Raw genomic sequence first — 21,955 nt, 5'->3', positions numbered from 1 at the left:
CTTGGGCAAGTTCAAAGCAAAATGTAGGCTTTTAATGAATCTACGTCTTGATTGGCGGGCCGTTTGTTGTCAAGAAGTTGTTTGCCTTATCAGCAAAGACCAATTTCTTCATTTTTCTGTTTGACGTGCATTCATCATTAGGTTTAATGTTGCGGATCTAGGTATTTAAGTCTAGGTCTTTGTTTTTCGCCTGCGCACCACGAGGTAGGCAATCCCGGAGACGGCCGAGAGGATTCCGGCATATATTGGTATCTTGTTCCTGTTCAAGAACTCTACGTAGCCGATCAACGAGTCGTCTCCCTGGGCTGACCACTTCTCGTAGAGCTTCGCCGCGAGGACGTTTAGTGGGTCGAGGTTGCTACCCTTTTCCAGCTCCCTGTAGAGGCTTACCGCGCGTGCAACCTTGTCCCACCTGCCCGTGACTGTCGCGATGCTTATTTCCTTGGCGAGGTTCTCTGAGGATGGTAGCTTCCTCGATATGTTTAGGGCTTCGAGATAGAGGTTGGCGGGCACTAGGAAAGCCTTTACAGTTGTCTCATTGCTTACGCCCATGTACTCGACCCTTAGCTGGAAAATCTTCTCACCCGTGTCGGGGATATAGACCTCGCTTTCACCATTTACGGTGACTTTTCCCGGGACAAGTGTACCGTTGGAGAACCTGGCCTCCCCCCTAACTGTCCCGTTGCCTATTACTGGCTCGGCCCCCATGTAGCCCAGTTGCCCTGCTAAGTAGAGGTTGAGGACGTCCCAGTAGACAGTTGCCTTGTCTGTGTAGTTGAGGACTTGTGCCTTGACTGTTAGCGTGCAGGGCTCTGCGAAGCCCAAGCTGATTGTGCTGTTTGCCGGTACCTTTTTGAATGTGGACAGGCCGCACCCAGCAAGTGTCAGGTTTATGCTTGCCGGTATCCTTGGATAGATGAAGAGGTAGGCTGTTATAGTTGTGTTCGTTCCGAGGAGCCTAAAACTGTCTGCAGAGACTTTGACTCCGTTTATGCTTACGTAGAGGAAAATTGTCTCGTTTCTGGCGAACCATGCTTCCCCACGGAGGACGTATGCTCCAGGAGCCTTTGGCACAGTGCTCAGCTTTACGGTAGAGATGTTTTTCTCGGTGTCGAAGAGGGCTTCACCTATCGTGGTGCCGTTTAGCAGTATCTTTATCCTTGCCTTTACAGTGGCGTTTGTATTTATGCTCAGTGAATAGTTCACTAGGTATGGGCGCAGGACAATTTCTGGAGCATAGACTTTAAGTATCACGGGAGGCATCCCGATTTCCCTCTTCTCGAAGCCTGTGTCCAGCACTAGTGTCTTGTTTCCGGCCGGAAGGTAATAGGAGACCTCAAAGCTCTCGTTCGAGACTATTCGCCCCAAAACGAGGTACCTGTGTGACCCGCTTACGCTTACCTGCAAGACGACGTTGCTCCCATTGTCGGTCACTGTCCACTTCTTTAGTGAGACCTGTATCTTGGGTAGCCAGATCCTGACCTTTGTGGCCCAGGCGGGGTTATTGTTAGCTACAAGTGTATATGTGTCTGCCGTGGTTCTGGTAAGGTTGAGGGTGTTGCTTAGCGAAGCCGTCTCGCCGCACTTAAACACCTTGCCGCCCATGTCTGTCCCGTTTATCTTTAGCTGTATCCTGTAGTCTACAGGGAAGCTTGGGCATGACCCGCTGACCGTTAGTGTTGCTTGCAGGCTTGCAGTGAACCACTGGGGCGCCACGATTTGGGGGGACGCCTGTAGCACCACATTGGGGGATGGAATACTTAAGGTCAATGTTCCAACAGTGTAGGTCGAGAGCTTGACCTGGAGGCTTCCAGATGTGCCCTTTATGTCTATGCTTTGAGTTATCCCGGTAGGCTGGATTGCTACCTGTATGTTTGTTTTGTCCATGGATGTGTCATAGCTCGCCGAGAGGATGCTTATCGTAGCTGGCTTAACCTGGAAGCTTGTTGAAAGCTTGTCGTTTGGGCCCGTGTATATATAGATGTACCCGTCTCCCTGTGAGACAAAGCCGTTCACGTTGAAGCTGAATTGAAGCGTGCTTTTGCCCGGCGGAAAAGTTACAGTCATGTTGGGGTTTTGGAACGCAAGGACAGGCGTTGAGCCGTTCATGGGCGAAACGGCGGCGGCATTTGTCTCTATGGATACCTGGCTGGGGTTATTTATCGAGAGGACAATGGATCCGTAGCCGTTGCCAGTCAGGTATAGGGGTGTCTGTGTTACCCATGAGATGGTGGGCTTGTTCAATGCAAGGTCAAAGCTGTAGGTGTCTGACCCATAGGACATGTCTATGTGGAAGCTTCCCCAGGTTACGTTGCTAAATGTGACAGTGGCCTGGCCGTTGCTTGCCTGGACGCTTTGGCCGTTAACCGTGACTGTCCCGGTGACTGGCTGGTTCGCGTATGTTATCGAGAGTTGGAGCGTGAGGGTGCCGGAAAGCGGCTTATATACTCCACTGACGACCCGAGCTATGAGTGGAGGCGAATAGGTTACCGTGACCTGAGAGGTGATGCTAGAGGTAGACGGGTTTACTATTGCCAATATGAGGGAACTGTTGGAAACATAGAAGGGCTGGCTCAACTGTAGATTGCTCTTCACGTTTCCAGTAGCCGTAATGGCAACTGTTCCTGGGGCTGGTAGCGTTATCTTGTAGTATGCGGCGCTCAGCCCATCGAGGGACAGGCTCGTTGTCCAAGAGTTGCCCGTAAGGGTCGCGGTCTGGTAGCTTGGATAGTAGGTTTTTCCACATATGCCTATTCCCTTCGTTATTGCCAGCAAGAAGGATACATAGTTTGAATTGACCCAGTCAGAGTTCGTGGTGCTCCCCGAGAAGCTTCCCGAAAGCGTGCCTGGCACTGATGCGGCTCCACTTTTGATAAGCCAGTAGTAGAATGCCCCGTACGCGTAGGACTGCGTGTTTCCATCGCTGTAGCTGTACGGATTAGTTGTGTAGAGGGAATAGGAGAAGTACCACGGCTCCCATCCGCAAACCCCAGAGAGCGCGCTTGAGACGCCTTCTGCATTTGCCTCGACATACCAGGGGTAGCTACTTACAACTGATATGTACTGGTAGTATGAAGCCTGGGCAACGTGCACCATCTCGTGGTAAGCAATATGGTTCAACGTTGAGCCGCTTAGACCAGTAGCCATCAGTATGTAGGATATGCAGGCCTTGGTAATCCTTCCCGTCGATGGATCATAGAGAAAGCTTGACCTAACTTCTCCTCCTTCGCCGCTAAGATTCACTATCGTTACATTGTATTTTGTTCCACTACACGGCGGGGCCAGGCTAGCCCCCGCACCAATAAGTGAAGAGTATCCCGATTCAAGAGCATTTGCAATGCTCTGTGCATACGCTAGTCCAGCGCCTGCCTTGTCGTATACATCGAAGTGTGTAGAGCTATAGGTTGGCTGTGCGAGAAGGGTAACGGCAACTAAGTTTAAAGCCAGAACAATGATTAATAATGAAAGCTTTCCCCGCATAGCCACGAAACATCATATTAGACAATATTTATACTTATGTGTTAAAGGAAAAAAATCTTTATTAGGATAAGTTAACTGAAATACAAACATGCTTGGCAAGCTTCGCGATACACCTAGGCATGTACACATCCTTATAATCATTTTCCTAATTCTAACATTCATTTCCCTGTCTCGTAGCTCTCTTGCCCAGCCACAAGTCACAATAACCCTGAGCGAGGCTGGAATAGCAAAAGTCGAATATTTAGTTCCAACTGAAGGAAACCTCTCCGTGACAATTCAGTTGCTCGGGACGCCTGACCCTACCCTAGGTGTAACAGTTGTAGACGAAAAGGGCCTCCCACTCGCCTTCGACACTGACCAAACAGGCAGATACTTGACAGTGGCTACACTTAACTCGAGCCAAGTATACGTCTCCTACTATACACAAGACTTGACAAGCAAATCTGGAATCTTCTGGATAATAAGCGTGAATTCTCCCTACCCGCTCAAAGTCGTTTTGCCAGTAAACGCGACACCAGTCGACATGAACCTCCTCCCCACGAAGATCTACTCCATAGGAAGAAACTTGGCAATAGAATATCCCGCAGGAAGCCTACAGCTAAAATACGTCATACTATACCAGCCTGCAACTTCTCTCCCTCCCCAAGGGACACAGCCTCCTGCCTCGCCCACAAAACAAGAGACTGGGACCTCTAAGGGACTATTTGAAGTACTATGGCTACTCTTGCCCTACCTCGTTGTCCTCGCCGCTATATTTGTCGCACTTGCTGTTTTCCTGGCTTTGAGGGGTAAAAGGAAAAGTGAGCTCGTAGAGCTAGGCGAAGAAGACTTGGCAATTCTCGATGCCTTGAGGAAAGCAGGAGGGGCCATGTTCCAGGGAGAGCTACAGAAGGCTGTTAATTTGCCTCCCACTACTCTCTGGAGGAGGGTCAAGAAGCTCGCAGAGCTTGGGTACGTAAAGATAGAGAAAAAGGCGGGGAGAAACTACGTAGAATTACTGGAATGAAGAAAGTGAAAAGAATATTTCTAAATTTTCAGGCTAATTTCCACAGCATTCCTTAAGTTTATCCACAAAAACAAGTCAATTGATGGACATGGTTGACTCCAAGAAAATAACGTTGGGAATAATAGCCATAGTCCTATTGGCTACCATGGCATACATATACAGTGCACCACAAGTGACAACGCCAGCGGAAAGCCTTATAGCATCAGCAGAGAGACTACAGCAACTCGTATACTGCCGCAACCAGGTGCTCCAAAATCTCTCCCAGAACAGTCAGCTTTTCACACAAATAGTGAATCTTACAGCAACGGGCGACAATTACCTCGCCAAGGCAAAGCAGTACCTGAACCTCGGCAACGCTACACAGGCAATGCAATACGCAGTACTAGCACTAAGAACCTATGGTCAAGCACTAGACCTGCAGGAAAAACTCAGAGACACGCTTGGAACATCCTTTGCCTCATGCAGGGCAGTATTGGCTCCACAGCAGGCAAATCTGACGGCAAACCTCTACAGGAATAGGGTTAGAAACGAGACATGCAAGTGGTCTCCAGACTTTTACCCGCAATATGTCGCCATTAATGTCTCCCTTCAGCGCGTCAATGAGCTAGAGAGCATTGCATCTAGGGCCGCGAGTAGCGGGTACGACACCTCTAATGCTACACGTCTCTTAAACCAGGCTAGACAGTTGCTACTAGAGGCCCAGAGCCTTGCATCCAACTGTCTCTTAAACGAGTCTGCTCACCGCCTTGCAGAGGCGAGGAAGCTCATTGGACAAGCTACCTCTGAGCTAGCCAGGGCAGGTGCGATGAGGACCATAGCGGAAATGAGAAGACATGGTCTAGACGTCAATGAGACGAGTGTAGGCGAGGTTATGAGGGCCTTGAGGGCAAGAAAGTTTGAAGAATACCTGCTAAACAAGACAGCAGACACGCTCCTAAACGTTACAAGGAACGTTCCCGGACTAGAAAGGCAGAGAAACAGGCTCCAGCTACTAGAACAGCTCTTGGCAAGAATACAGGAAAGGGCTAAAGGAACACATAAACAGCTGGCACTCCAGCTTAGAGAACTCATCCAGGAAGCCATAAACCTTGCAGAAAAGGCCCCAGAGATGGCTAAGAACAATCCAGGAGAGTTAGCAAGGCAGACCCAGGACATCGGTGAAAGGGCTCGCCAGATGCGTGGTGGAGGCAGAGGACCCTAAAGAACCCTGTAAATAATTTTTTCTCTTTTTTTTATTTTTCCTCTCTCCTTTTTCCCACATGATTTTAATTCTAGATAGGTTTTTAGCCATCCATTTCCGTATGTTCATTAATGAGTCAACAAATAATTGAAGAATTATTGTCAAAGCTGAGCATCGAAGAAAAGGTCAAAATTCTCGTGGGGATAGGTGATACAACGAGCTCGCAACTCGCAAGGGTCCCAGGAGCAGCTGGACAAACCCATCCAATAGAGAGGCTCAACATTCCAGGCTTCGTCCTTGCAGATGGACCCGCAGGAGTAAGGATCGAAAACCCGGCTTGCAGAGCTACAGCTTTCCCCGTAGAAGTGATGCTTGCCTCGACATGGAACCCGGAGCTCGTCGAACAGGTTGGAAAGGCTATGGGCGAAGAGGCTAGGAGTTGCGGCGTAGATGTCTTGCTCGCTCCAGCGTTGAATATTCACAGGCATCCACTGGGCGGCAGGAACTTCGAGTATTTCTCGGAGGACCCGTTGCTATCTGGAAAAATTGCTTCCGCATACGTAAGGGGAGTCCAGTCTGCAGGTATAGGCGCCTGTATAAAGCACTTTGTCGGCAACGAGCAGGAGACAGGGAGATGGGGCCTCGACACCTTTGTATCTGAGAGGGCTCTGCGTGAAATATACCTCAAGCCCTTCGAGATAGCTGTCAAGGAAGCTAAGCCCTGGTCAGTCATGAGCGCATACAACAAGCTTAACGGCGTTCACTGCTCAGAGAACGAGTGGCTTTTGACCACGGTCTTACGGGAAGAGTGGGGCTTCGACGGCTTCGTAATGACGGACTGGGGCGCCGGGGAAGACGTTGTGAGACAGATAAATGCGGGCAACGACGTCATCATGCCAGGGGGACAAGACAAACTCGAACAAGTATTGAAAGCAGTGAGGGAAGGCAAAATACCAATAGAAACCATAGACAGAGCCGTCACAAGGGTCCTCTCGAAGCTCCTCGGCTCTGCCGGCTACAAGTCTACTCCCGGGAAGCCTGACCTAGAGGCACATGCAAAGATAGCATACGAGGCCGCAGTCGAGGGCATGGTTCTCCTCAAGAATGAGGGCGCCCTACCCATAGACAGAGGCAAGAAAATAGCATTCTTCGGCGTCGGCCAGATCCTGACAGTCAAGGGCGGAATGGGGAGCGGGCACACACATCCACCATACGTTTCGACGATCCTAGATGCCGCACGGGAGAGGTCTCTAGCCATAGACGAAGAACTGGCCAAGAAGTATGCAGAGGCAGTTTCCACATACAAGGAGGAGCTCGAAATCTTCTACAGGGACGAGCCCGACAAGCCAAGCATATCCGAGGACGTCGTAGGCGAGGCAGACATCTACGCGACTGCCCAGAGGAACGACTTGGCAGTAATAGTCGTTACAAGGGTTTCAGGTGAAGGATGGGACCTTGCACCAGAAGACTTCTACCTAAGGGACGACGAGAAATGGCTCATAGACACAGTCTCGGAAGCATACAGAAAAATCGGGAAACCAGTCGTAGCCATACTAAACATCGGCACACCAATCGATGTGGCTTCCTGGCGGGAAAAAGTAGACGCAATCCTCCTGGCATGGCAACCAGGACAAGAAGCAGGCAGAGCCATAATAGACACCCTCCTCGGCCTTGTCAATCCTTCTGGCAAACTCCCAACAACCTTCCCCAAGACACTGGGAGACGTCCCCTCATGGACGTTCGGCGGCGAGCCAGCCGGCAGTCCAAAGAGCGTGACATACGAGGAGGACATATACGTTGGGTACAGGTACTATGACACATTCGGCAAAGAGCCCGCCTACGAGTTCGGCTACGGCCTCAGCTATACAACCTTCTCCTACAGCGACCTATCCATCGAGCAGGACAGCGAACAGGTAAAAGTCAAGTTCAGGGTCACAAACACCGGGAAAATGCCAGGAAAAGAAGTCGCACAAGTCTACGTGAAGCCTCCAAAGGGAAAAATCGACAAGCCACAAAAAGAGCTAAAAGCCTTCAAGAAGACAAGGCTCCTCCAGCCCGGAGAACACGAAGACATAGTCCTCACTATTGGCTATAAGGACATGGCAAGCTTCAACGGCAAAGAATGGGTCCTCGAAAAGGGAACCTACAAGATCATGGTCGGCTCTTCTTCGCGGAGAATACACCTAGAAGGCGAGTTCAAGATTCACGAGGAAAAAACCTTTAGAAACTAGCTCTCCTCATCTTCGATAAATAATCTTTTAAGCCAATATTGTCGAGAAGGACGACACCGCTTTGCATCGCGTCAATTATCGCTGGGTTCCTCTTCCAAAACTTGAAAAACTCCTCCAAGGAAACCACCAACGGCTCTACCCGGGGAGCAACCCATAGGCACTCGTCCAGCAGGTCAAGCCTCTCAAGCGGGTTCCTCGGGACTCCCTCTGTGCACGCTATTGTCACCATGGTTCTGGAGTGGGCTGGTAGAGGATCGGTGGCTACTGGTCCCGCACATAAGCATGTTAAGGAGAGTTGCACGTGTTGTCTATGTCTCAGGTGTAGGATAGCCCCTTCTTCTCGGCTATCTCTAGGATTCTGAGGGCTGTGTTTCGGGATCTTGTCCTAATGACTACCTTGTCTCCCAGCGTTTCTATCCTTATGTCTCCGATGCCCTCGAGGAAAGGCTCTATGCCTCGCCTAGCAACGACGACATAGTAGCCTTCTGGGTCCCTTTTACCAATCCTACACGGCAAGTTTTTCCACCCCGTCCGAGAGGTCTAGCCCCAAGAGCTTGTCGTGGACAGCCGTGCCGATAGCTATGAGTCCAGATGTCAGGGCGAGGTCGGTCGAGATGACTACTCCGGGGGCCACGTCTAGAACGAAGTCGGCATACCTAAAAAGCCCAGATGGGATTCCCTCCCTTGCGCCAACCATCACGCCGAGCTCTTTTTTCTCCCTGAAGACCTTCTCGATGATAAAGTCGGCCAGCTCACCGCCGACCCTAGAGACAGGCTCTCCCTCCGGCTCAAAGATTATTAGGGGCTTCCCGTGCCAAGACCTCACGAACTGGTACATGTCCTGTACAAGTATCTCTGTCCGGTGGACCTCCCTTCCATAGCTCTTTTTCTGGATGCCGAGCCTAGACTTCTGGCCATCGATGACCCCCCTGAGGAAACGCTGTAGAGCCTCTGCCTCGACTGCCCCAACTGGTGCGACAACGAGTTTTCCAACCTCGAAGCACTGTATCTCCCTGCCAATCCTCGTGCCCATCACATACGAGGCGTCCGGCGGGCCAAGGTAGGGCTCGTGGGTCACGACCATTCGCCTATATAGCTTGTACATCGGGAACTTTGTGGGGGCCATCTTCCTGTAGAACTCGGAGCCAGGCACAATGGAGACATAGGCCTTGTCCTGCAGGATCTGTATGAGGACAACCTTGTCGGGGTTCTCGAGGTCTACACGTGCACCTGTAGCCTCCTTTATGACAGAGCCGATGTACGCGTTTACATCTAGGCTTGTGTAGTCGTGCTTCCCGCGCCTAACAGTCCTGACGGCGAAGCTCTCGTCGCTACTTATCCCGCTAGCCAGGGGCTTCACGCATTCACCCAGCTCTTGAAGCCTAGCGTTGCACTCGGCATCCACTTTGAAGACTTTTTCTGCCTCTGGAACTTTTTCCCTTATATTGTTCGCGAGCACCTCTATGTTTTGTGTGGGTGCCTCTACCAGGACGAGGCCCATGTACCCCATTGGCGAAGGGACGGCCCTACATTCTGGGCAGAGCTCTTTTATGAGTGAAGCAACTACGCGTTCAAACCCAAGTTTACAGGTAACTATTATGTCGACACGCACGGGCTCCTGCATGGTTACCCCTCTATAAAAGATGGAAACCAATTTAACTATTAGCCCCCCTCTTGCATACAGGCTCGTAATACTTAAATGTAAGACAAACATTTATTACACGACGGCAATGAGCGTTGTATCGGTAAGGGTTCCCAGAGAGCTCAAGGAAAAAATGCAGAAGTACCGAGACAAGATAAACTGGAGCGAGGAGATAAGAAGATTCATCGAAAACAAGATACTCGAGGCAGAGAGGGAAAATACTCTGTCAAGGCTTGAGGAGCTCATAAACCAGCTACCCACCGTCCCCAGGGGCACGGCTGCCAGTTATGTGAGGGAGGACCGTGACAGTAATTGACGCCTCGCTCTTGGTTAAGTATGTTTTGCATGAGGAGGGCTGGGAAAAAGTCTCAGAGACCCTTAGGCACGTTTCCCCGCTATACTCTGTAGACCACGTTTTAAAAGAAGTCGCTAATGCTCTCTGGAAACATGCCTACCTCAGGAAAATGATGCCGGCGAGCCTCGCCCACGAGCTCTACAGCCTTGTAGGGAGACTAGCGGAGACCCGCGTAATAGTCCTCGAGGAGGAACGTATATATCTCCCGAGGGCCCTACATATCGCCCTACAACACGGTCTGACAGTTTATGACTCCTTGTACATAGCACAGGCAGAAAAATACGGCAAACTATTGACAAGCGACGCTGCTCAGGCAAGAGTAGCAACTAATCTAGGCATAGAAACCATCCTCATAAGCTAAAATCCTATCGAATCTCTAGCTACGAATAGAACGAGGCCAGCTCACGCATCTGACAAGCCCAGCCTATCTATGAGCTCGCACAAGTCGCGTATGTCTCCACCAACCCTGTAGACACTCATCCGTGGAAACCTCGCCCTAACTAGGTCCACCATGTATTCTGTGTCGTCAACAAAAACCGCGTCCTCCTCTGCTACCCCCAGCCTCGCGAGGATCTTCTCGACCATCCTGTCCTTTCCCGGGTGAGGCTCCACGACTGGAAAGTCAAAGAAACCGTCTAGCCCCAGAACTCTAAGAGCCTGCAACGCTATGTCCGGATTGTTCCAGCTAGCTATGGCAAGCAGAACCCCCTTCTTCTTGGCTGACTCTAGAAGCCTCCTAGCACAGGGATCCAGCCTTACAAAATTGTTGGCTGAATCCACGAGCGTCTCATCATCTATCCTAATGAAGGGGGGACGAGTTGAAGAGATGTCCTTGTGGGACCAGAGCGTCCCATCCAGGTCTAAAATTATCAGTTTTAGGGGCATGAATAAATGAAACAATTTAAGTCTAAAAAGTGTTACCATTCTACCTACGAAGAAAAATAGAGAGTGGCCTATCCTATAGAAAGAAAAACGCAGCCGCCACGTTCATCTGCACACTCGAAGGGACAGACCTTATACCTGTAGCAGTCCCCCTCCTTATACCTCCTTGCATCAATGATCTCGAAAGATACTTGCCCCTTCTCAAGGTCTTCTACAAGCGACTCCATTACTCCCAGCCGTTCTAGGACGCCCTCAGCCCTCTCCCATGCTAATTTGCATTCTTCCCTAAGATCCTCGTCCTGTATCTCGTCACAACAGGACGGGTCACCCCCACCCATAATGCAGTCCTGATACTCCTCGTTATTCTCAACTTCTTCAAAACACTCGTCTTCACAGTCCAGATATCTAGGGTTGTCCTTGTCCATCCCCTTACAGCGCCTAGCTATGCATTCTTCCATGAGCTTGCGACCGAGTTCCTCGCAACATAGATGTTCCGCGGCAGAGAGTTTTCCATATGGATTCAAGTCTTCTATGGAGTCCGCTTCCTCTCGGATGAAATCGGCAAGAGCGGAGAAAAGCTTCTCCTTGCTCCTTATCCGCGTAACAACACCCTCAAACACGTCCACGAGTAGATACTCCTCGTTAGGCGTCTCGATAATGACGGACGAGTAATATGGCGGATAGTCAAAACAGGCGTCTGAACCTTTTACCCTGACAACGACGGATCGATAAGTTTTTCTCGCCACGTCAATAATTTTTCAACAAAAATTATAAAAATTTATTGTTAGATAAAATAATTTTAATGAAATGCGTAGAAGGTTATACCTAATCCCCGCATTCTTGTGTTAATAACCGTTATACTTTTATATAAATTTAGGCAAAAATTACTCATAAGATGGAAATGAATGCAGTATCTCCTATTGTCTCCGCGCTCTTGCTCGTGATTATTTCTGTAGCAGCTTCCGTCCTTATTTATTTTTGGGTCACAAGTTTCCAGGGACAAGTCACACAGCAAGCAGGCACACCCAAGGCGTTAGGCTCTTGTCTAAAAATTGAGGGAATTGAAGTGGCTGATCGAGATACTAGTGGAGTTGCCTATAGAATATGGGTCAAGAACTGTGGAAGCCAAACCCTACACCTCGACTATGTATATTTGCTTGACCCATCTGGCAACGTTTATCATAGCTATCCTGCAGGTGAATGGTCTCTCTCCCCCCAGGACACACAGTTTCTCTGGCTATGGGTTCCCATAGATAAGCTGAGAATCGGCGAAAGGACAACTGTAAAGGTTGTCACTGCAGAGGGCATAGAGGCGTACTATGTATTCACACCGACCTAAAAGATAAATTAAACATTTTTTAAATGTATGAAAAGTTCTTTCTTCAAAACTTTAAATACCACCAAACGAGTCTACGTATTGAAAAACCATGAAGATAATTGATTTAACAATGGAGCTTAAAACTGGAAGCCCAGTTTTCCCAGGCTATCCCACGCCAATTGTCCACACCTGGACAACTATAAAGGAGCACGGCTACTACAGCAATCTCCTCCAGCTAGTCGAGCACACAGGAACACATGTCGACTCGCCAGCACACTTCATAGAGGGTGCACCCACAATCGACAAGGTTCCCCTGGAGAGGTTCATGGGTAAGGGCATCGTTGTTGACGCTACGGGGCTCGGGCCAAAAGCACCCATTACAAGAGAATTCCTCGAGAAGGCTCTAAAGGGCAAGGGCGTCGGGAAGGGCTGGGTTGTCCTTATTATGACGGGATATGATTCCAAGGCCGGCACGCCTGACTGGTTCAACCATCCGGGCCTCGATGAAAGTGGAGCAAAGTACCTTGCCGAGCTCGAGATAAACGCGGTCGGGATTGATGCGCCCAGCATAGACCAGCCGCCTTTCCCAGGCCACAAGAACCTCTTGCCAAGGGGCATAGTGATCTTCGAGAACCTGACAAACCTAAAAGAGCTCGTTGGAAAAGAATTCACGTTCTACGGATTCCCGCTTAGAATCTCAAACGGCTCGGCAAGCCCCGTAAGGGCGCTAGCAGTCCTCGAGTAGCCAAAAAAAATCAGTGTAGTAGAATTTGCTAGGGTAATCCTATGAAGAGTAAATTTTACGGCGTAATTTCTCCGTTCATAACACCCTTCAAGGAAGACTATTCTATAGACCTCGAAGCAGTCAGGTGGCTTGCGAGATTCCAGGCCGAGAGGGGCGTCCACGGTATATTCCCAAACAGCACCACTGGGGAATTCGTTCACCTATCCAGGGAAGAGGCTTTAGAGATCACAAGGGTTGTTCTCGAAGAGGTCGGAGGAAAGGTCTGGGTCATCCCAGGGATCAGTGCCAACTATACGGAGGACTCTATCGCCCTTGGCAAGACATTCAGAGACATGGGGGTCACAGGGGCAGTCGTGACTCCTCCCTTCTTCTTCAAGATTTCGGGGGAGCGCCTAAAGAAGCATTTCTCCGCGATACTCGAAAAGGTAGATCTACCCATAATCATCTACAACATTCCGGCAACCACCGGGATAAACATACCAGTAGCCCTCCTCCACGAGCTCGCCAAAGAGTACAGCAACCTAGCAGGGGTAAAAGCCACAGTAGAGAGCTTCACATATTTTAGGCAACTCGTACAGATCGTAAAGGCCGATAGGAGAGATTTCGCCGTACTCACTGGCCTAGACGACTTCTTGCTCCCAGTCCTAATGATGGGTGGAGACGGGGGAATAATGGCCCTGGCAAACGTCGCTCCACAGATACACAGGGCTGTCTACGACGCCTACACGAGCGGAGACTTAAATAGGGCATTACGGGAGTGGCACAGGCTCCTTAAGCTGGTACAAGTATACGACTATGCCACATCCTTTCCAACCGCCGTCAAGACACTCCTAAAGGTGCTAAACGCACCCGTAAAGCCATATGCGAGGATGCCCCTTACGCCAGAACCAAGAGAAACGGAAGAAAAAATGGCAAGGCTAGCGAGAGAGCTAGGCTTGACTATCTAAAATATTTTTTTCTTTTCCTTCTCACTCCTAGACAAAATATAGAGGAAAGCTATAGGAATACGTCAAGTATATTGTGAAGAGAAAAATTTCTGAACGCTCAATCCCTGAAAATGTAACACGCAAAATGATTTCAAAGACCCTCTTGATTATAGCAAGTGACATGTGTCAGAAAATCTTTTATGTATAATGCTACGCTGTCAACAATTAGGTATGGTCACGAAAGACTTTACCGGCACTATTACCGAGAAAGGAAAGATAACAATTCCAGCTGAGATTAGAAAAAAGTATAAGTTGAGGAAAGGTTCTCGCGTAAGGTTTGTAGAGACAGAGAAGGGCATTTTGATCGTACCCATTATTCCCTTCGAACAACTTTTCGGCATAGATAAGGATGCAAAGGAGATTATATTTGAGATGATAAGGGAGTTGGAGGAGGAAAGGAAAAGGCAAGCTTCCTTAGATTAGTTCACGAGCAGTGTGGAAACAATTGGGAAGCAGATACCCCTCTACAGAACGTGTTTCTCAAGGAGTTCGCTGTTTCTAATAAAGATTTAAAAGTCACTCAAAAATACTAGTTAATGGATATGGAAATAGAGCTAGGCGAAGACTCGTCACTTATAAAAGCTTCATTATTTAGAGGGTTCCTGCAGAGACTAACAAGGGCTCTAGACTTGGAGATAGCTAGAAGGTACTTTGCACTGAACCTCTTCGACGGCATACTGACAGTACTCGGCTTCACCGTGAACTATTTCTTTCTTGGTGGCCGCAACCCCAGCGTGCTCCTAGCCTCAGGCCTAATCATAAGCATAGGTATGGCTATCTCGGGCCTCACAAGCGCCATGCTAGTCGAGTACTCAGAGCTACAGAAGGAGCTAAACGAGCTCGAAAAGGCCCTGTTCAGAGACCTTGACGGCACACACATCGCTAGGACAAAGATGGCCACAGCACTAATGAACGCACTTGTAAACGCCGTTGCACCGATTCTTGGAGCCCTCGCAGTCCTGTTTCCGATCCTCTTGACAAGCATTGGCATAATCGGATTCACCCAGGCATTCGAGCTATCACTATTCCTCAGCATGCTATCCCTTTTCCTGCTAGGCGTCTACCTAGGGAAAAACGCTGGTAGCAGGCCAATAGTATATGGAATCATAATGGTTTTAGCCGGCTCAGCAACAGCTATAATAGCATACCTGCTGGGTGCAGTATAATGGAAGCCGTGAGACACATAAAAATCGTGCTAGACGTATTGAAGCCCCGAGAGATCCCAGTATACCATCTCGCAACATCTCTAGCCGAGCTAGAAAACGTCCAGCAAGTAACAGTAGACGTCATAGAGGTCGACGTAAAGACCGAGACAGTAAAACTAACCGTGGAAGGCACAAATCTCGACATCAACGATGTACTCAGACACCTAGAAGAGACAGGGTGCTCAGTTAGAAGCATTGACTCAGTAGCAGTAAAAAAAGGATAGAAGGATAGAAATAGTTTTTACTGCTTTACTTTTCCACACCTGAATGTTACCGTGTAGGGATCCACGACCTCAAAGCCCCGCAACACCAGCCTGCACCCAGCGTGCATCTCACAAACCCTTAGAATAACGCCTGAGAGCGGTCACGCGACCGGCTCGAATTTTTCTTCCTGAACCTTCTTGAGAAAGTCCGAGATTTTAAGCTCCCTCAGCGTAATGCTTAGATCGCATTCTTTCTCCTCTATTTCTAGCTGGTCAGCTATAGCTAAGTCCTCGATAAAGAGCCTCTTAATCTCTTCGACCGAGGGCCTGTCACTCAGCACACCCTTCTCCCTTAAAAACTCGATCAAGTCGTCCGTAGCTAGGCGAGATATCGTGATTCCACCTTTCCCCATAACCTTGTAGGCAGCCTTGTTGACAGCATACATGTAGGCATTTACGAATAGATTGCTCGGTCCGCTCATATGAGGCAAGCAGATCTTAGATTTTAAAAGTAATTTAGTTCAATTTTTCCCAGCAATAATTCCGTCCCGGAGACGCAATAAAAAATTATAAATTCTCCATATACACGCATTACATGTGTCGTCTAGAAGATCACTTGTCATATCAATAGCAGGCCTAATGACAGCTCTCACAGCCGCACTCACAATAGTTGTCCAGATCCCTGTGCCAGAAACAAGGGGATACATCAACCTAGGAGACGCGATGGTCATGCTCTCAGGCGCTTTGTTCGGCCCAGTAGTAGGTTTTGTCGCGGGCGGCCTCGGCTCTGCACTTGCAGACATCATTTCTGGATACGCACACTGGGCCCCATTCACGTTTCTCATTAAGGGCATAGAGGGGCTAATAGTCGGAGTCTTCTCGAGGAGGAAAAGGGCCTACCTCGTCCTAATAGGCACAGTTATTGGAGGAGCAGAAATGGTTCTAGGATACCTTGCCGTTGAGACTGCACTATACGGCCTGGGAGCCGCGCTGATCGAGGTCCCGGGCAACGTGTTCCAAGCCATGTTCGGAATAATTGTCGCAAACATCTCTTGGAAGATTCTCTCTGGAAGGCTGAAAACCTTCTAGCACGAAAGAGGGATAGGCGTCCTAGATGAAGCCTTACGGTAAACTCTCCCAAGAAGAACTATCAGAGCTGCTGGGAATTCTCACTCGCCGGGACCCAAGCGTCCTCCTAGGCCCAGCCATTGGAGAAGACGCGGCAATAGTAGACCTAGGAGACAAGGTCCTCGTAACACACAGCGACCCGATAACGGGCGCCTCCGAGCTCGCGGGCTGGCTATCCGTCCACGTCGTCGCAAACGACATAGCCACGAGGGGAGTCAAGCCAAGCTGGCTAGTCACAACCCTACTGTTGCCCCAAACCTTTTCCAGGGAACAACTAAAAAAGCTGGCCAGCCAGATAAGGAGCGCCGCTGACGAGATAGACGCAACCGTTATAGGGGGACACACCGAGATAACCCCGGGACTCGACAGGCCAATAATCATTACAACGGCCTTCGGGGTCGGCGAAAAGGAAAAGTTCTTCACGACTAGCGGGGGACGGGACGGAGACCTACTCGTAGCGACAAAAGACGCGGCACTAGAAGGCACATCAATCATAGCCACAGACTTCCACGACAAGCTGCTAGGCAAAATAGACAAGTCAATCCTCGAGAACGCCAAAAACTTCATACACGAGATAAGCGTCGTAAAAGAAGCCCTAACAGCGGCCCAGGTCCACGGGGTCCACGCAATGCACGACGCCACCGAGGGAGGCATCCTCGCCGCGGCCCTAGAAATAGCATACGCCTCTAGGCTCAGCGTGGTCCTATACGAGGAAAAGATACCACTAAGAAGAGAAACAGCACAAATATGCAGAGCCCTCGGCCTAGACCCACTGGGGCTCATAAGCTCGGGCACACTCCTAATCGCAGTCCAGCCAGAATCAGCCCCAATACTCATAGAAAGGCTACAAAAGGAGGGAGTAAAAGCAACAATCATAGGCGAATTCAAGAAAAACGGGCACAGCCTACTCGTAAAAAAGACCGGAGAAAAAATAGAAATAGGGCTACCCATAGCCGAGGAACTCTGGAAGCTCTTTTAACACTCACCATCGCTCTATATTTTTTCAAAAGAGAAAGCATTTTAGAAAAAATTTATATTATCTGCATAGAAAATCAAAATTGTGCAGAGCACTGGGGAGAAGCGTAAAATCCCTATATGGGACGCGGCGGCAATAATTGGCGGCTTTGTCCTTTTGTTCCTTGGTCTAGGGCTACTCGGCACATATAGCCAAGCAGAGTTGCTAATGCTTCTTGGCTTTATCCTTGTGGGCCTAGGCATAGGTCTCCTAGTCTATGTTGTCGAGAAGCTCGAAGGGCCCGCACTTGTGCTTACTATAAGCGGCGAGAAGGATAACAAGTCGCCACGTATGAGAGAAAATTTGTGGGCCAGCTTTATAATCGTTGGGTTTGGCCTCGGAATCCTTTTCAACAACTTGTTGGCAGGCCTAATACTTGGCTTCGGCCTAGGACTAATAGCCGATGCTCTCTTGGCACGCGCTGGACCCTGCAATAAATAGATCAAAAGCCCCACAGTAAGATGCTTGTTTTCCTATACAACCAGCAGTCTCTACTTCTCTACTATTCAACGCAAAGGCAATCCCATTACTTTGGCATTTTTTCTCGAAAACGCACTGATACATCATTCCTCCATTGACACATACTGATGTGCCGGTGCTTCATATAAGCTAAGCCCGCTTATATCACCATGTAGACACCTGAACAGCACCCCACGCACCAGTTGCTTCTCCGTCCCTTTCAATTCATTCGTTTCTGATACTCGACCGCGGGACATGGTGGATCGGGAGGCTTGGCATCAAGCTTTCAATTCATTCGTTTCTGATACTGTTTCCCAGTGGTTTATTTTGTATTGGTGTTATTTATTTGTTTCTCTGTTGTGTGAAAGTGTTTTTGTGTAAGTGTTTCCCATTGGAAGTATTAATTTTTCATTAGTTTTCTCATTGTGCATGGTAAATGATATGGATCGGGAAGAGAGGCCAGGGAAGAACTTATTTTACAAAAAGTCTACTTCCCATAAAACGTTAAGGCTTCCCGTAGAAAACATTTCTACAGAGATTTCTAGGGGAACTCTTTCCTCCACGCCCGTAGGCCAGGCAGGATGAGCCTAGTACTAGACCTCATGGAGGAATTCAGACCCATAGCCGTCGACAGGCCCCTGATAAAGCTTGCCAGGACAAATCCCTCAAGCCTGGCAAACCTCCTCTCAGAAGACGGTGAAAAGAAGTCAGAATCTGTGAAGCATGTGTGGAGGCTCCTAAATGAAAACATGAAGACGGCGAAACCGCCAATACAGTAGCTCGTCTTGACGCAGGCCGGGATGTTTGCAAGGGCAATTAGGGACCAAGCCCCATACACACCCTTCAAAGCCAAATGGTGAAAAAACCGCCCTGAACCAGTATCAACAAATAGCTGTGCCCCATAACCCCAAATGTATACCTTGTCCTCCGCTCTAACCAGACAGTCATCATCTCCTAAGATAAAAATAAGAAATAAATGGAAAGTGAATAACAGAGGTTTTTCTGTCGTGATACGGGGTGGGAGGAAATGTTTCCCCTAGAAATCTCTGTAGAAACGATTTCCACGGGAAAAGTTAATAGCCTACGGGAAGAAGCCATTTCTGAAAATACATTCTTCCCTGCCCCTCTTCCCGATCCATATCATTTATAACTCACAATTGGAAAACTAAAACAAAGCTAATATATTCCATGGAAAACTTTGACATAAAAACACTTTCACACAACACACAAACAAATAAATAACACCCAAACAAAATAAACCCCAAAGAAACAGTATCAGAAAAGAATGAATTGAAAGACGAATAATTCGTTCCAGCCCTCTATTCCTATGTTTGCATGTATCAGAAAAGAATGAATTGAAAGGTGGCTTGGTCTTAGATTATGCTAGCTTTGTCGATTGAGTTTTGTTTAAAGTTTTTATTGTGGGAGTGTGTATTGCTTTATATGGTTTCGATCGTGTATTTTGTTTTCGAGTTTTCTGCTGGGGGTGGGGGCTCTCTTCCAGTGTTTGCTGGGGCAGAGAGCCGTGGGGCTTTCCTGGGGATGGTTAGACGGCTTGACTCTGGGCTGTCTGAGTTGTTGCATTCGGGGAGGGGTGGGAGGTCTGTTTTTTCTCTTAAGCCTCTGCGTTTCTTGTCTGGCTACAGTGTTGTAGAGTCTGGGTCCTCTTTTGGGGGCGTTGTTTTTGAGAGGGGGGCTAGGTGTAGCCTGGAGGTTGCGGTTTTTGACGAGGAGGCTTCTAGGCGGCTTGTGTCTATTCTCGCGACTAGTCCGCTGGGGCTAGAGGTGAACGGGGTCGAGTTTGGGCTTGTCGGCCTCTCTATTAGGATTATCGACCCATCGAGCGTGATTAGTGGCGAGGACGCGCCGGAGTCTCTGGACGTGCGTTTTCTCACGCCGACGTACTTCAACCCCCTTAGGGGCGACCAGAGCTACAAAGTCCTCTACCCGGACCCCGAGCACCTCTTTGCAAGCCTAGTAGCTGTTGCCCACGACCTGACGGGCCAGGGCTTTCCCAAGCCCAGCGAGCTAGCTGAGAAGGTCTACATAAGCGGGCTAGAAATCAGGACGCCCAGGATGGAGGCCTCCAAGCCGGCCCCCAACGGGTTCACGGGCTGGGTCAGGCTGAGGTTCAAGAAGGACGCCTCTACAAGCGCCAAGAAGCTGATAGCCGGGCTCCTGAGGCTCGGAGAAATCACCAATGTCGGCGGTAACAGGACCGCTGGCTACGGTGTGATAAATGTTTCTAGTTTAGCGGGGGACAAGGGCCGAGTAAAGGAAAGCCGGGAAAACGTGTCTCGCTAGATATGTGGACTAACTTTCATCCTATCTGAATTTTTAGGGCTGGTTATGGCTAAAATTATTTAGTTGAAAATACATGGTCTCATTAGGGGCTAATTGTTAGCAACTGTCTTGGCCAACCTTCAAGCACCAACATAATTTTTAAGTACTCATAAATAATTAGCCTTCCAGCTATGCCTGCATGTCCTTCTTTCTACTAGCTAGATCCAAAACTCTAAACCGCTAGCCCTGTAAAAAGGAAAGTTCCGCTTTCTTCGCAATTTTTAAATATCTTCAATCAGTGACAAGCACGAGCGCGCGCTTCACTCTTGTCTATCCCGAGGGTTTTTCACGCATAGCTACTTATAAATTTGAGCACAGCATATTATATCTTCTTCTTGGACTTACCTATGAGAATCTGGATTGCTCTTAGGAGTACTGCTCAGCGGATCAACGGTAAACCTATATAGGATAACATCTTTACTTCTAATATGGCTTACGAGGATCTCAAGAGGGAGATTGTCGAGGCGTTTGTTTTCCTCGAAGAGCATGGGATGAACTGGGCCTACAGCGGGAACATCAGCGTAAGGGTGGGCGAAGACCTTTTCCTTCTTTCTCCTAGCGGTGTCTGGAAGGCGAGGATGAAGCCGGAAGACGTTCTCCTCGTTACTGGAGACGGAAAAGTGCTGGAGGGTAACGGGAAGCCGTCTGTAGAGTTCAAGACCCACGTTGCTATCTATAGGGCTAGGAGGGACGTAAAAGCCGTTGTCCACGCTCACCCAATATATGCCGGGATAATAGCGGCGAAGCGTGTAGACATAGAGCCCGTCCTCGAGGAGCTGACCTTCTATGTTGGTGGGACGATAAGGGTGGCAAGCTACGCGCCGTCGGGTACAGAGGAGTTGGCTAGGAACGCTGTGGAGGCGCTCGGAGACAAGAAGGCAGTCATACTTGCCAACCACGGCGTAGTCGCGTGTGGCTCAAGCCTCGAAGAGGCTCTAGCCGTTTTGGGCTACGTGGAGCGGGCGGCAAAGGTGGCAGTATACTCTATGCTTATAGGCGGGGTCCACCCGTTGCCCCGAGAAGCCGAAACACTTGAACGAGAGCTCTACGTACAAAAACTGCATAGAGCCATGTCCCAATAAATCTACGAGCCGTGGTCCCTCAGTTGATCGCTATTTTACAGAAAGGTTTTTCAACATGTACGGGTGGGTCTAGCTCCGATACAGATTCTTCCCGAAAGAACCATTGGGAGGACTTAAAGTTTTGATTTGGATAAAGATCCTCCCCACCATTCCATTTCCGCCCTCGCTGCATCATCTATGCCTATCCTTACAACTATTGAATGTCTAGGTCTTTGCGAAAGTTTCTTCAGGGTCTCTGTGACATCCTCCAGCGTCTCGTAAACCCCTAAGAGCCTCCCGTAGGCAAATACAGCGTATTTTCCGTAATATTCTTTGAGCCTGTTTTTCTCCCGCTCGTAGGCAGCGTTATTCTCGTCTGCTTCTACCTTCTTTAGCCACAGCTCTATAGCCTCCTCGAGTGCTGTGAAAGACTTAAACCACGCCTTTTAGCCTCCGCCTTGAATTCCCGAAGCTTTTTATTGTCAACTCCACGAATTACAAGGATCAATTAGTTCACCTAAGGTGTTAACTAGGCTTACAGGCTCAAGAATTTTTCTAGCGAAGTCCAAAGCAATATGGCGGGAAGATATTTGCTAAAGGCAAAATCATATACCAGAGACAATGTGGAGTCTCTCGGAAAGCTCCTTCAAATAGCTAATCCCCTGTCTTAGCACCTCTCTGCCCTGTTCAGTTATCGCGAAGTACTTTCTCCTCTC

Annotated in this window: 25 protein-coding genes; 18 read left to right on the top strand and 7 right to left on the bottom strand. The window is 49.0% G+C overall.

From position 1 onward, the window contains the following. Positions 1–171: 171 nt before the first annotated feature. Positions 172–3,480, bottom strand: a complete 3,309-nt coding sequence (locus QXT17_RS08955) for a hypothetical protein (protein ID WP_342815818.1) — start codon at positions 3,478–3,480, stop codon at positions 172–174. Positions 3,481–3,568: 88 nt separating this feature from the next. Between QXT17_RS08955 and QXT17_RS08950 the strand changes: the two genes are divergently transcribed. The 3 genes from QXT17_RS08950 (at position 3,569) to QXT17_RS08940 (ending at position 7,897) form a co-directional block, all read left to right on the top strand. Further along, positions 3,569–4,486, top strand: a complete 918-nt coding sequence (locus QXT17_RS08950) for a winged helix-turn-helix transcriptional regulator (protein WP_342814472.1) — start codon at positions 3,569–3,571, stop codon at positions 4,484–4,486. An 82-nt stretch (positions 4,487–4,568) separates the two neighbouring features. Further along, on the top strand, positions 4,569–5,687 hold the full coding sequence (locus tag QXT17_RS08945) for a hypothetical protein (RefSeq protein WP_342783814.1): 1,119 nt from the start codon (positions 4,569–4,571) through the stop codon (positions 5,685–5,687). Between the two features lie 110 nt (positions 5,688–5,797). Further along, positions 5,798–7,897, top strand: coding sequence for a glycoside hydrolase family 3 N-terminal domain-containing protein (locus tag QXT17_RS08940; RefSeq protein WP_020961743.1), 2,100 nt, complete (start codon positions 5,798–5,800; stop codon positions 7,895–7,897). On the opposite strand, the gene QXT17_RS08935 is transcribed toward QXT17_RS08940, so the two are convergent. From QXT17_RS08935 to QXT17_RS08925, 3 genes are all read right to left on the bottom strand, one after another. Further along, entirely contained in the window at positions 7,887–8,126 is a 240-nt protein-coding gene (locus tag QXT17_RS08935) for a hypothetical protein (protein ID WP_020961742.1), read from the bottom strand. The two genes, QXT17_RS08940 and QXT17_RS08935, sit on opposite strands and share 11 nt — an antisense overlap. Before the next feature lie 86 nt (positions 8,127–8,212). Continuing rightward, complete coding sequence (locus QXT17_RS08930; RefSeq protein WP_342814471.1) at positions 8,213–8,413, bottom strand: hypothetical protein; 201 nt, start codon at positions 8,411–8,413, stop codon at positions 8,213–8,215. Continuing rightward, positions 8,403–9,521: an SPOUT family RNA methylase gene (locus QXT17_RS08925; RefSeq protein ID WP_342814470.1), complete on the bottom strand. Its 1,119-nt coding sequence runs from the start codon at positions 9,519–9,521 to the stop codon at positions 8,403–8,405. Before QXT17_RS08925 ends, QXT17_RS08930 begins: the two co-directional genes overlap by 11 nt. A gap of 106 nt (positions 9,522–9,627) precedes the next feature. Here QXT17_RS08925 and QXT17_RS08920 point away from each other — a divergent pair, with 106 nt between their 5' ends. Then, positions 9,628–9,855 (top strand): hypothetical protein, encoded by a 228-nt coding sequence (locus QXT17_RS08920; RefSeq protein ID WP_020961739.1) that lies wholly within the window; start codon positions 9,628–9,630, stop codon positions 9,853–9,855. Next, the gene (locus tag QXT17_RS08915) at positions 9,842–10,255 is read left to right on the top strand and encodes a type II toxin-antitoxin system VapC family toxin (RefSeq protein ID WP_020961738.1); all 414 of its coding nucleotides are present in this window, start codon (positions 9,842–9,844) and stop codon (positions 10,253–10,255) included. Before QXT17_RS08920 ends, QXT17_RS08915 begins: the two co-directional genes overlap by 14 nt. 41 nt (positions 10,256–10,296) lie before the next feature. Here QXT17_RS08915 and QXT17_RS08910 read toward each other — a convergent pair whose 3' ends face one another. Together QXT17_RS08910 and QXT17_RS08905 are read right to left on the bottom strand one after the other, a co-directional pair. Further along, positions 10,297–10,779, bottom strand: a complete 483-nt coding sequence (locus tag QXT17_RS08910; RefSeq protein WP_020961737.1) for a magnesium-dependent phosphatase-1 — start codon at positions 10,777–10,779, stop codon at positions 10,297–10,299. A gap of 68 nt (positions 10,780–10,847) precedes the next feature. Then, positions 10,848–11,522 carry a hypothetical protein gene (locus QXT17_RS08905; protein ID WP_020961736.1) on the bottom strand — a complete coding sequence of 225 codons (675 nt, stop codon included), beginning with the start codon at positions 11,520–11,522 and terminating at the stop codon, positions 10,848–10,850. Between the two features lie 155 nt (positions 11,523–11,677). On the opposite strand from QXT17_RS08905, the gene QXT17_RS08900 reads away from it, so the two are divergent. The 6 genes from QXT17_RS08900 to QXT17_RS08875 all read left to right on the top strand — a co-directional run bounded on the left by QXT17_RS08900 (position 11,678) and on the right by QXT17_RS08875 (position 15,254). Then, positions 11,678–12,115 (top strand): hypothetical protein, encoded by a 438-nt coding sequence (locus tag QXT17_RS08900; protein ID WP_148681917.1) that lies wholly within the window; start codon positions 11,678–11,680, stop codon positions 12,113–12,115. An 88-nt stretch (positions 12,116–12,203) separates the two neighbouring features. After that, positions 12,204–12,839, top strand: coding sequence for a cyclase family protein (locus QXT17_RS08895; protein WP_020961734.1), 636 nt, complete (start codon positions 12,204–12,206; stop codon positions 12,837–12,839). Positions 12,840–12,880: 41 nt separating this feature from the next. Further along, complete coding sequence (locus QXT17_RS08890) at positions 12,881–13,786, top strand: dihydrodipicolinate synthase family protein (RefSeq protein WP_020961733.1); 906 nt, start codon at positions 12,881–12,883, stop codon at positions 13,784–13,786. Between the two features lie 210 nt (positions 13,787–13,996). Further along, complete coding sequence (locus tag QXT17_RS08885) at positions 13,997–14,248, top strand: AbrB/MazE/SpoVT family DNA-binding domain-containing protein (RefSeq protein WP_020961731.1); 252 nt, start codon at positions 13,997–13,999, stop codon at positions 14,246–14,248. A 113-nt stretch (positions 14,249–14,361) separates the two neighbouring features. Then, the gene (locus QXT17_RS08880; RefSeq protein ID WP_148681915.1) at positions 14,362–14,991 is read left to right on the top strand and encodes a VIT1/CCC1 transporter family protein; all 630 of its coding nucleotides are present in this window, start codon (positions 14,362–14,364) and stop codon (positions 14,989–14,991) included. Continuing rightward, a complete protein-coding gene (locus QXT17_RS08875; protein ID WP_020961729.1) occupies positions 14,991–15,254 on the top strand; it encodes a DUF211 domain-containing protein in 264 nt (87 codons plus the stop codon). The genes QXT17_RS08880 and QXT17_RS08875 overlap by 1 nt, the downstream gene beginning before the upstream one ends. Positions 15,255–15,394: 140 nt before the next feature. Here QXT17_RS08875 and QXT17_RS08870 read toward each other — a convergent pair whose 3' ends face one another. Then, positions 15,395–15,715, bottom strand: a complete 321-nt coding sequence (locus tag QXT17_RS08870; protein WP_020961728.1) for a hypothetical protein — start codon at positions 15,713–15,715, stop codon at positions 15,395–15,397. 115 nt (positions 15,716–15,830) lie between these two features. Between QXT17_RS08870 and QXT17_RS08865 the strand changes: the two genes are divergently transcribed. The 7 genes from QXT17_RS08865 (at position 15,831) to QXT17_RS08835 (ending at position 21,260) form a co-directional block, all read left to right on the top strand. Further along, positions 15,831–16,322, top strand: a complete 492-nt coding sequence (locus tag QXT17_RS08865) for an ECF transporter S component (protein ID WP_020961727.1) — start codon at positions 15,831–15,833, stop codon at positions 16,320–16,322. 25 nt (positions 16,323–16,347) lie between these two features. Continuing rightward, positions 16,348–17,340: an AIR synthase family protein gene (locus QXT17_RS08860; protein ID WP_342783368.1), complete on the top strand. Its 993-nt coding sequence runs from the start codon at positions 16,348–16,350 to the stop codon at positions 17,338–17,340. An 81-nt stretch (positions 17,341–17,421) separates the two neighbouring features. After that, positions 17,422–17,817 carry a hypothetical protein gene (locus tag QXT17_RS08855; protein ID WP_020961725.1) on the top strand — a complete coding sequence of 132 codons (396 nt, stop codon included), beginning with the start codon at positions 17,422–17,424 and terminating at the stop codon, positions 17,815–17,817. A gap of 459 nt (positions 17,818–18,276) precedes the next feature. Beyond that, positions 18,277–18,420 (top strand): hypothetical protein, encoded by a 144-nt coding sequence (locus QXT17_RS08850; RefSeq protein WP_020961724.1) that lies wholly within the window; start codon positions 18,277–18,279, stop codon positions 18,418–18,420. Beyond that, positions 18,417–18,614: a CRISPR-associated endonuclease Cas1 gene (locus tag QXT17_RS10075; protein ID WP_020961723.1), complete on the top strand. Its 198-nt coding sequence runs from the start codon at positions 18,417–18,419 to the stop codon at positions 18,612–18,614. The genes QXT17_RS08850 and QXT17_RS10075 overlap by 4 nt, the downstream gene beginning before the upstream one ends. 664 nt (positions 18,615–19,278) lie before the next feature. Beyond that, positions 19,279–20,139 (top strand): CRISPR system precrRNA processing endoribonuclease RAMP protein Cas6, encoded by an 861-nt coding sequence (gene cas6 / locus QXT17_RS08840; protein WP_020961721.1) that lies wholly within the window; start codon positions 19,279–19,281, stop codon positions 20,137–20,139. A gap of 467 nt (positions 20,140–20,606) precedes the next feature. Then, complete coding sequence (locus QXT17_RS08835) at positions 20,607–21,260, top strand: class II aldolase/adducin family protein (protein WP_020961720.1); 654 nt, start codon at positions 20,607–20,609, stop codon at positions 21,258–21,260. Positions 21,261–21,955: the final 695 nt, after the last annotated feature.

Origin of the sequence: Thermofilum sp. (assembly GCF_038871435.1) — an archaeon.
Classification (GTDB): Archaea; Thermoproteota; Thermoprotei; order Thermofilales; family Thermofilaceae; genus Thermofilum; species Thermofilum adornatum.
This window is presented reverse-complemented; position numbering and strand designations above follow the sequence as displayed.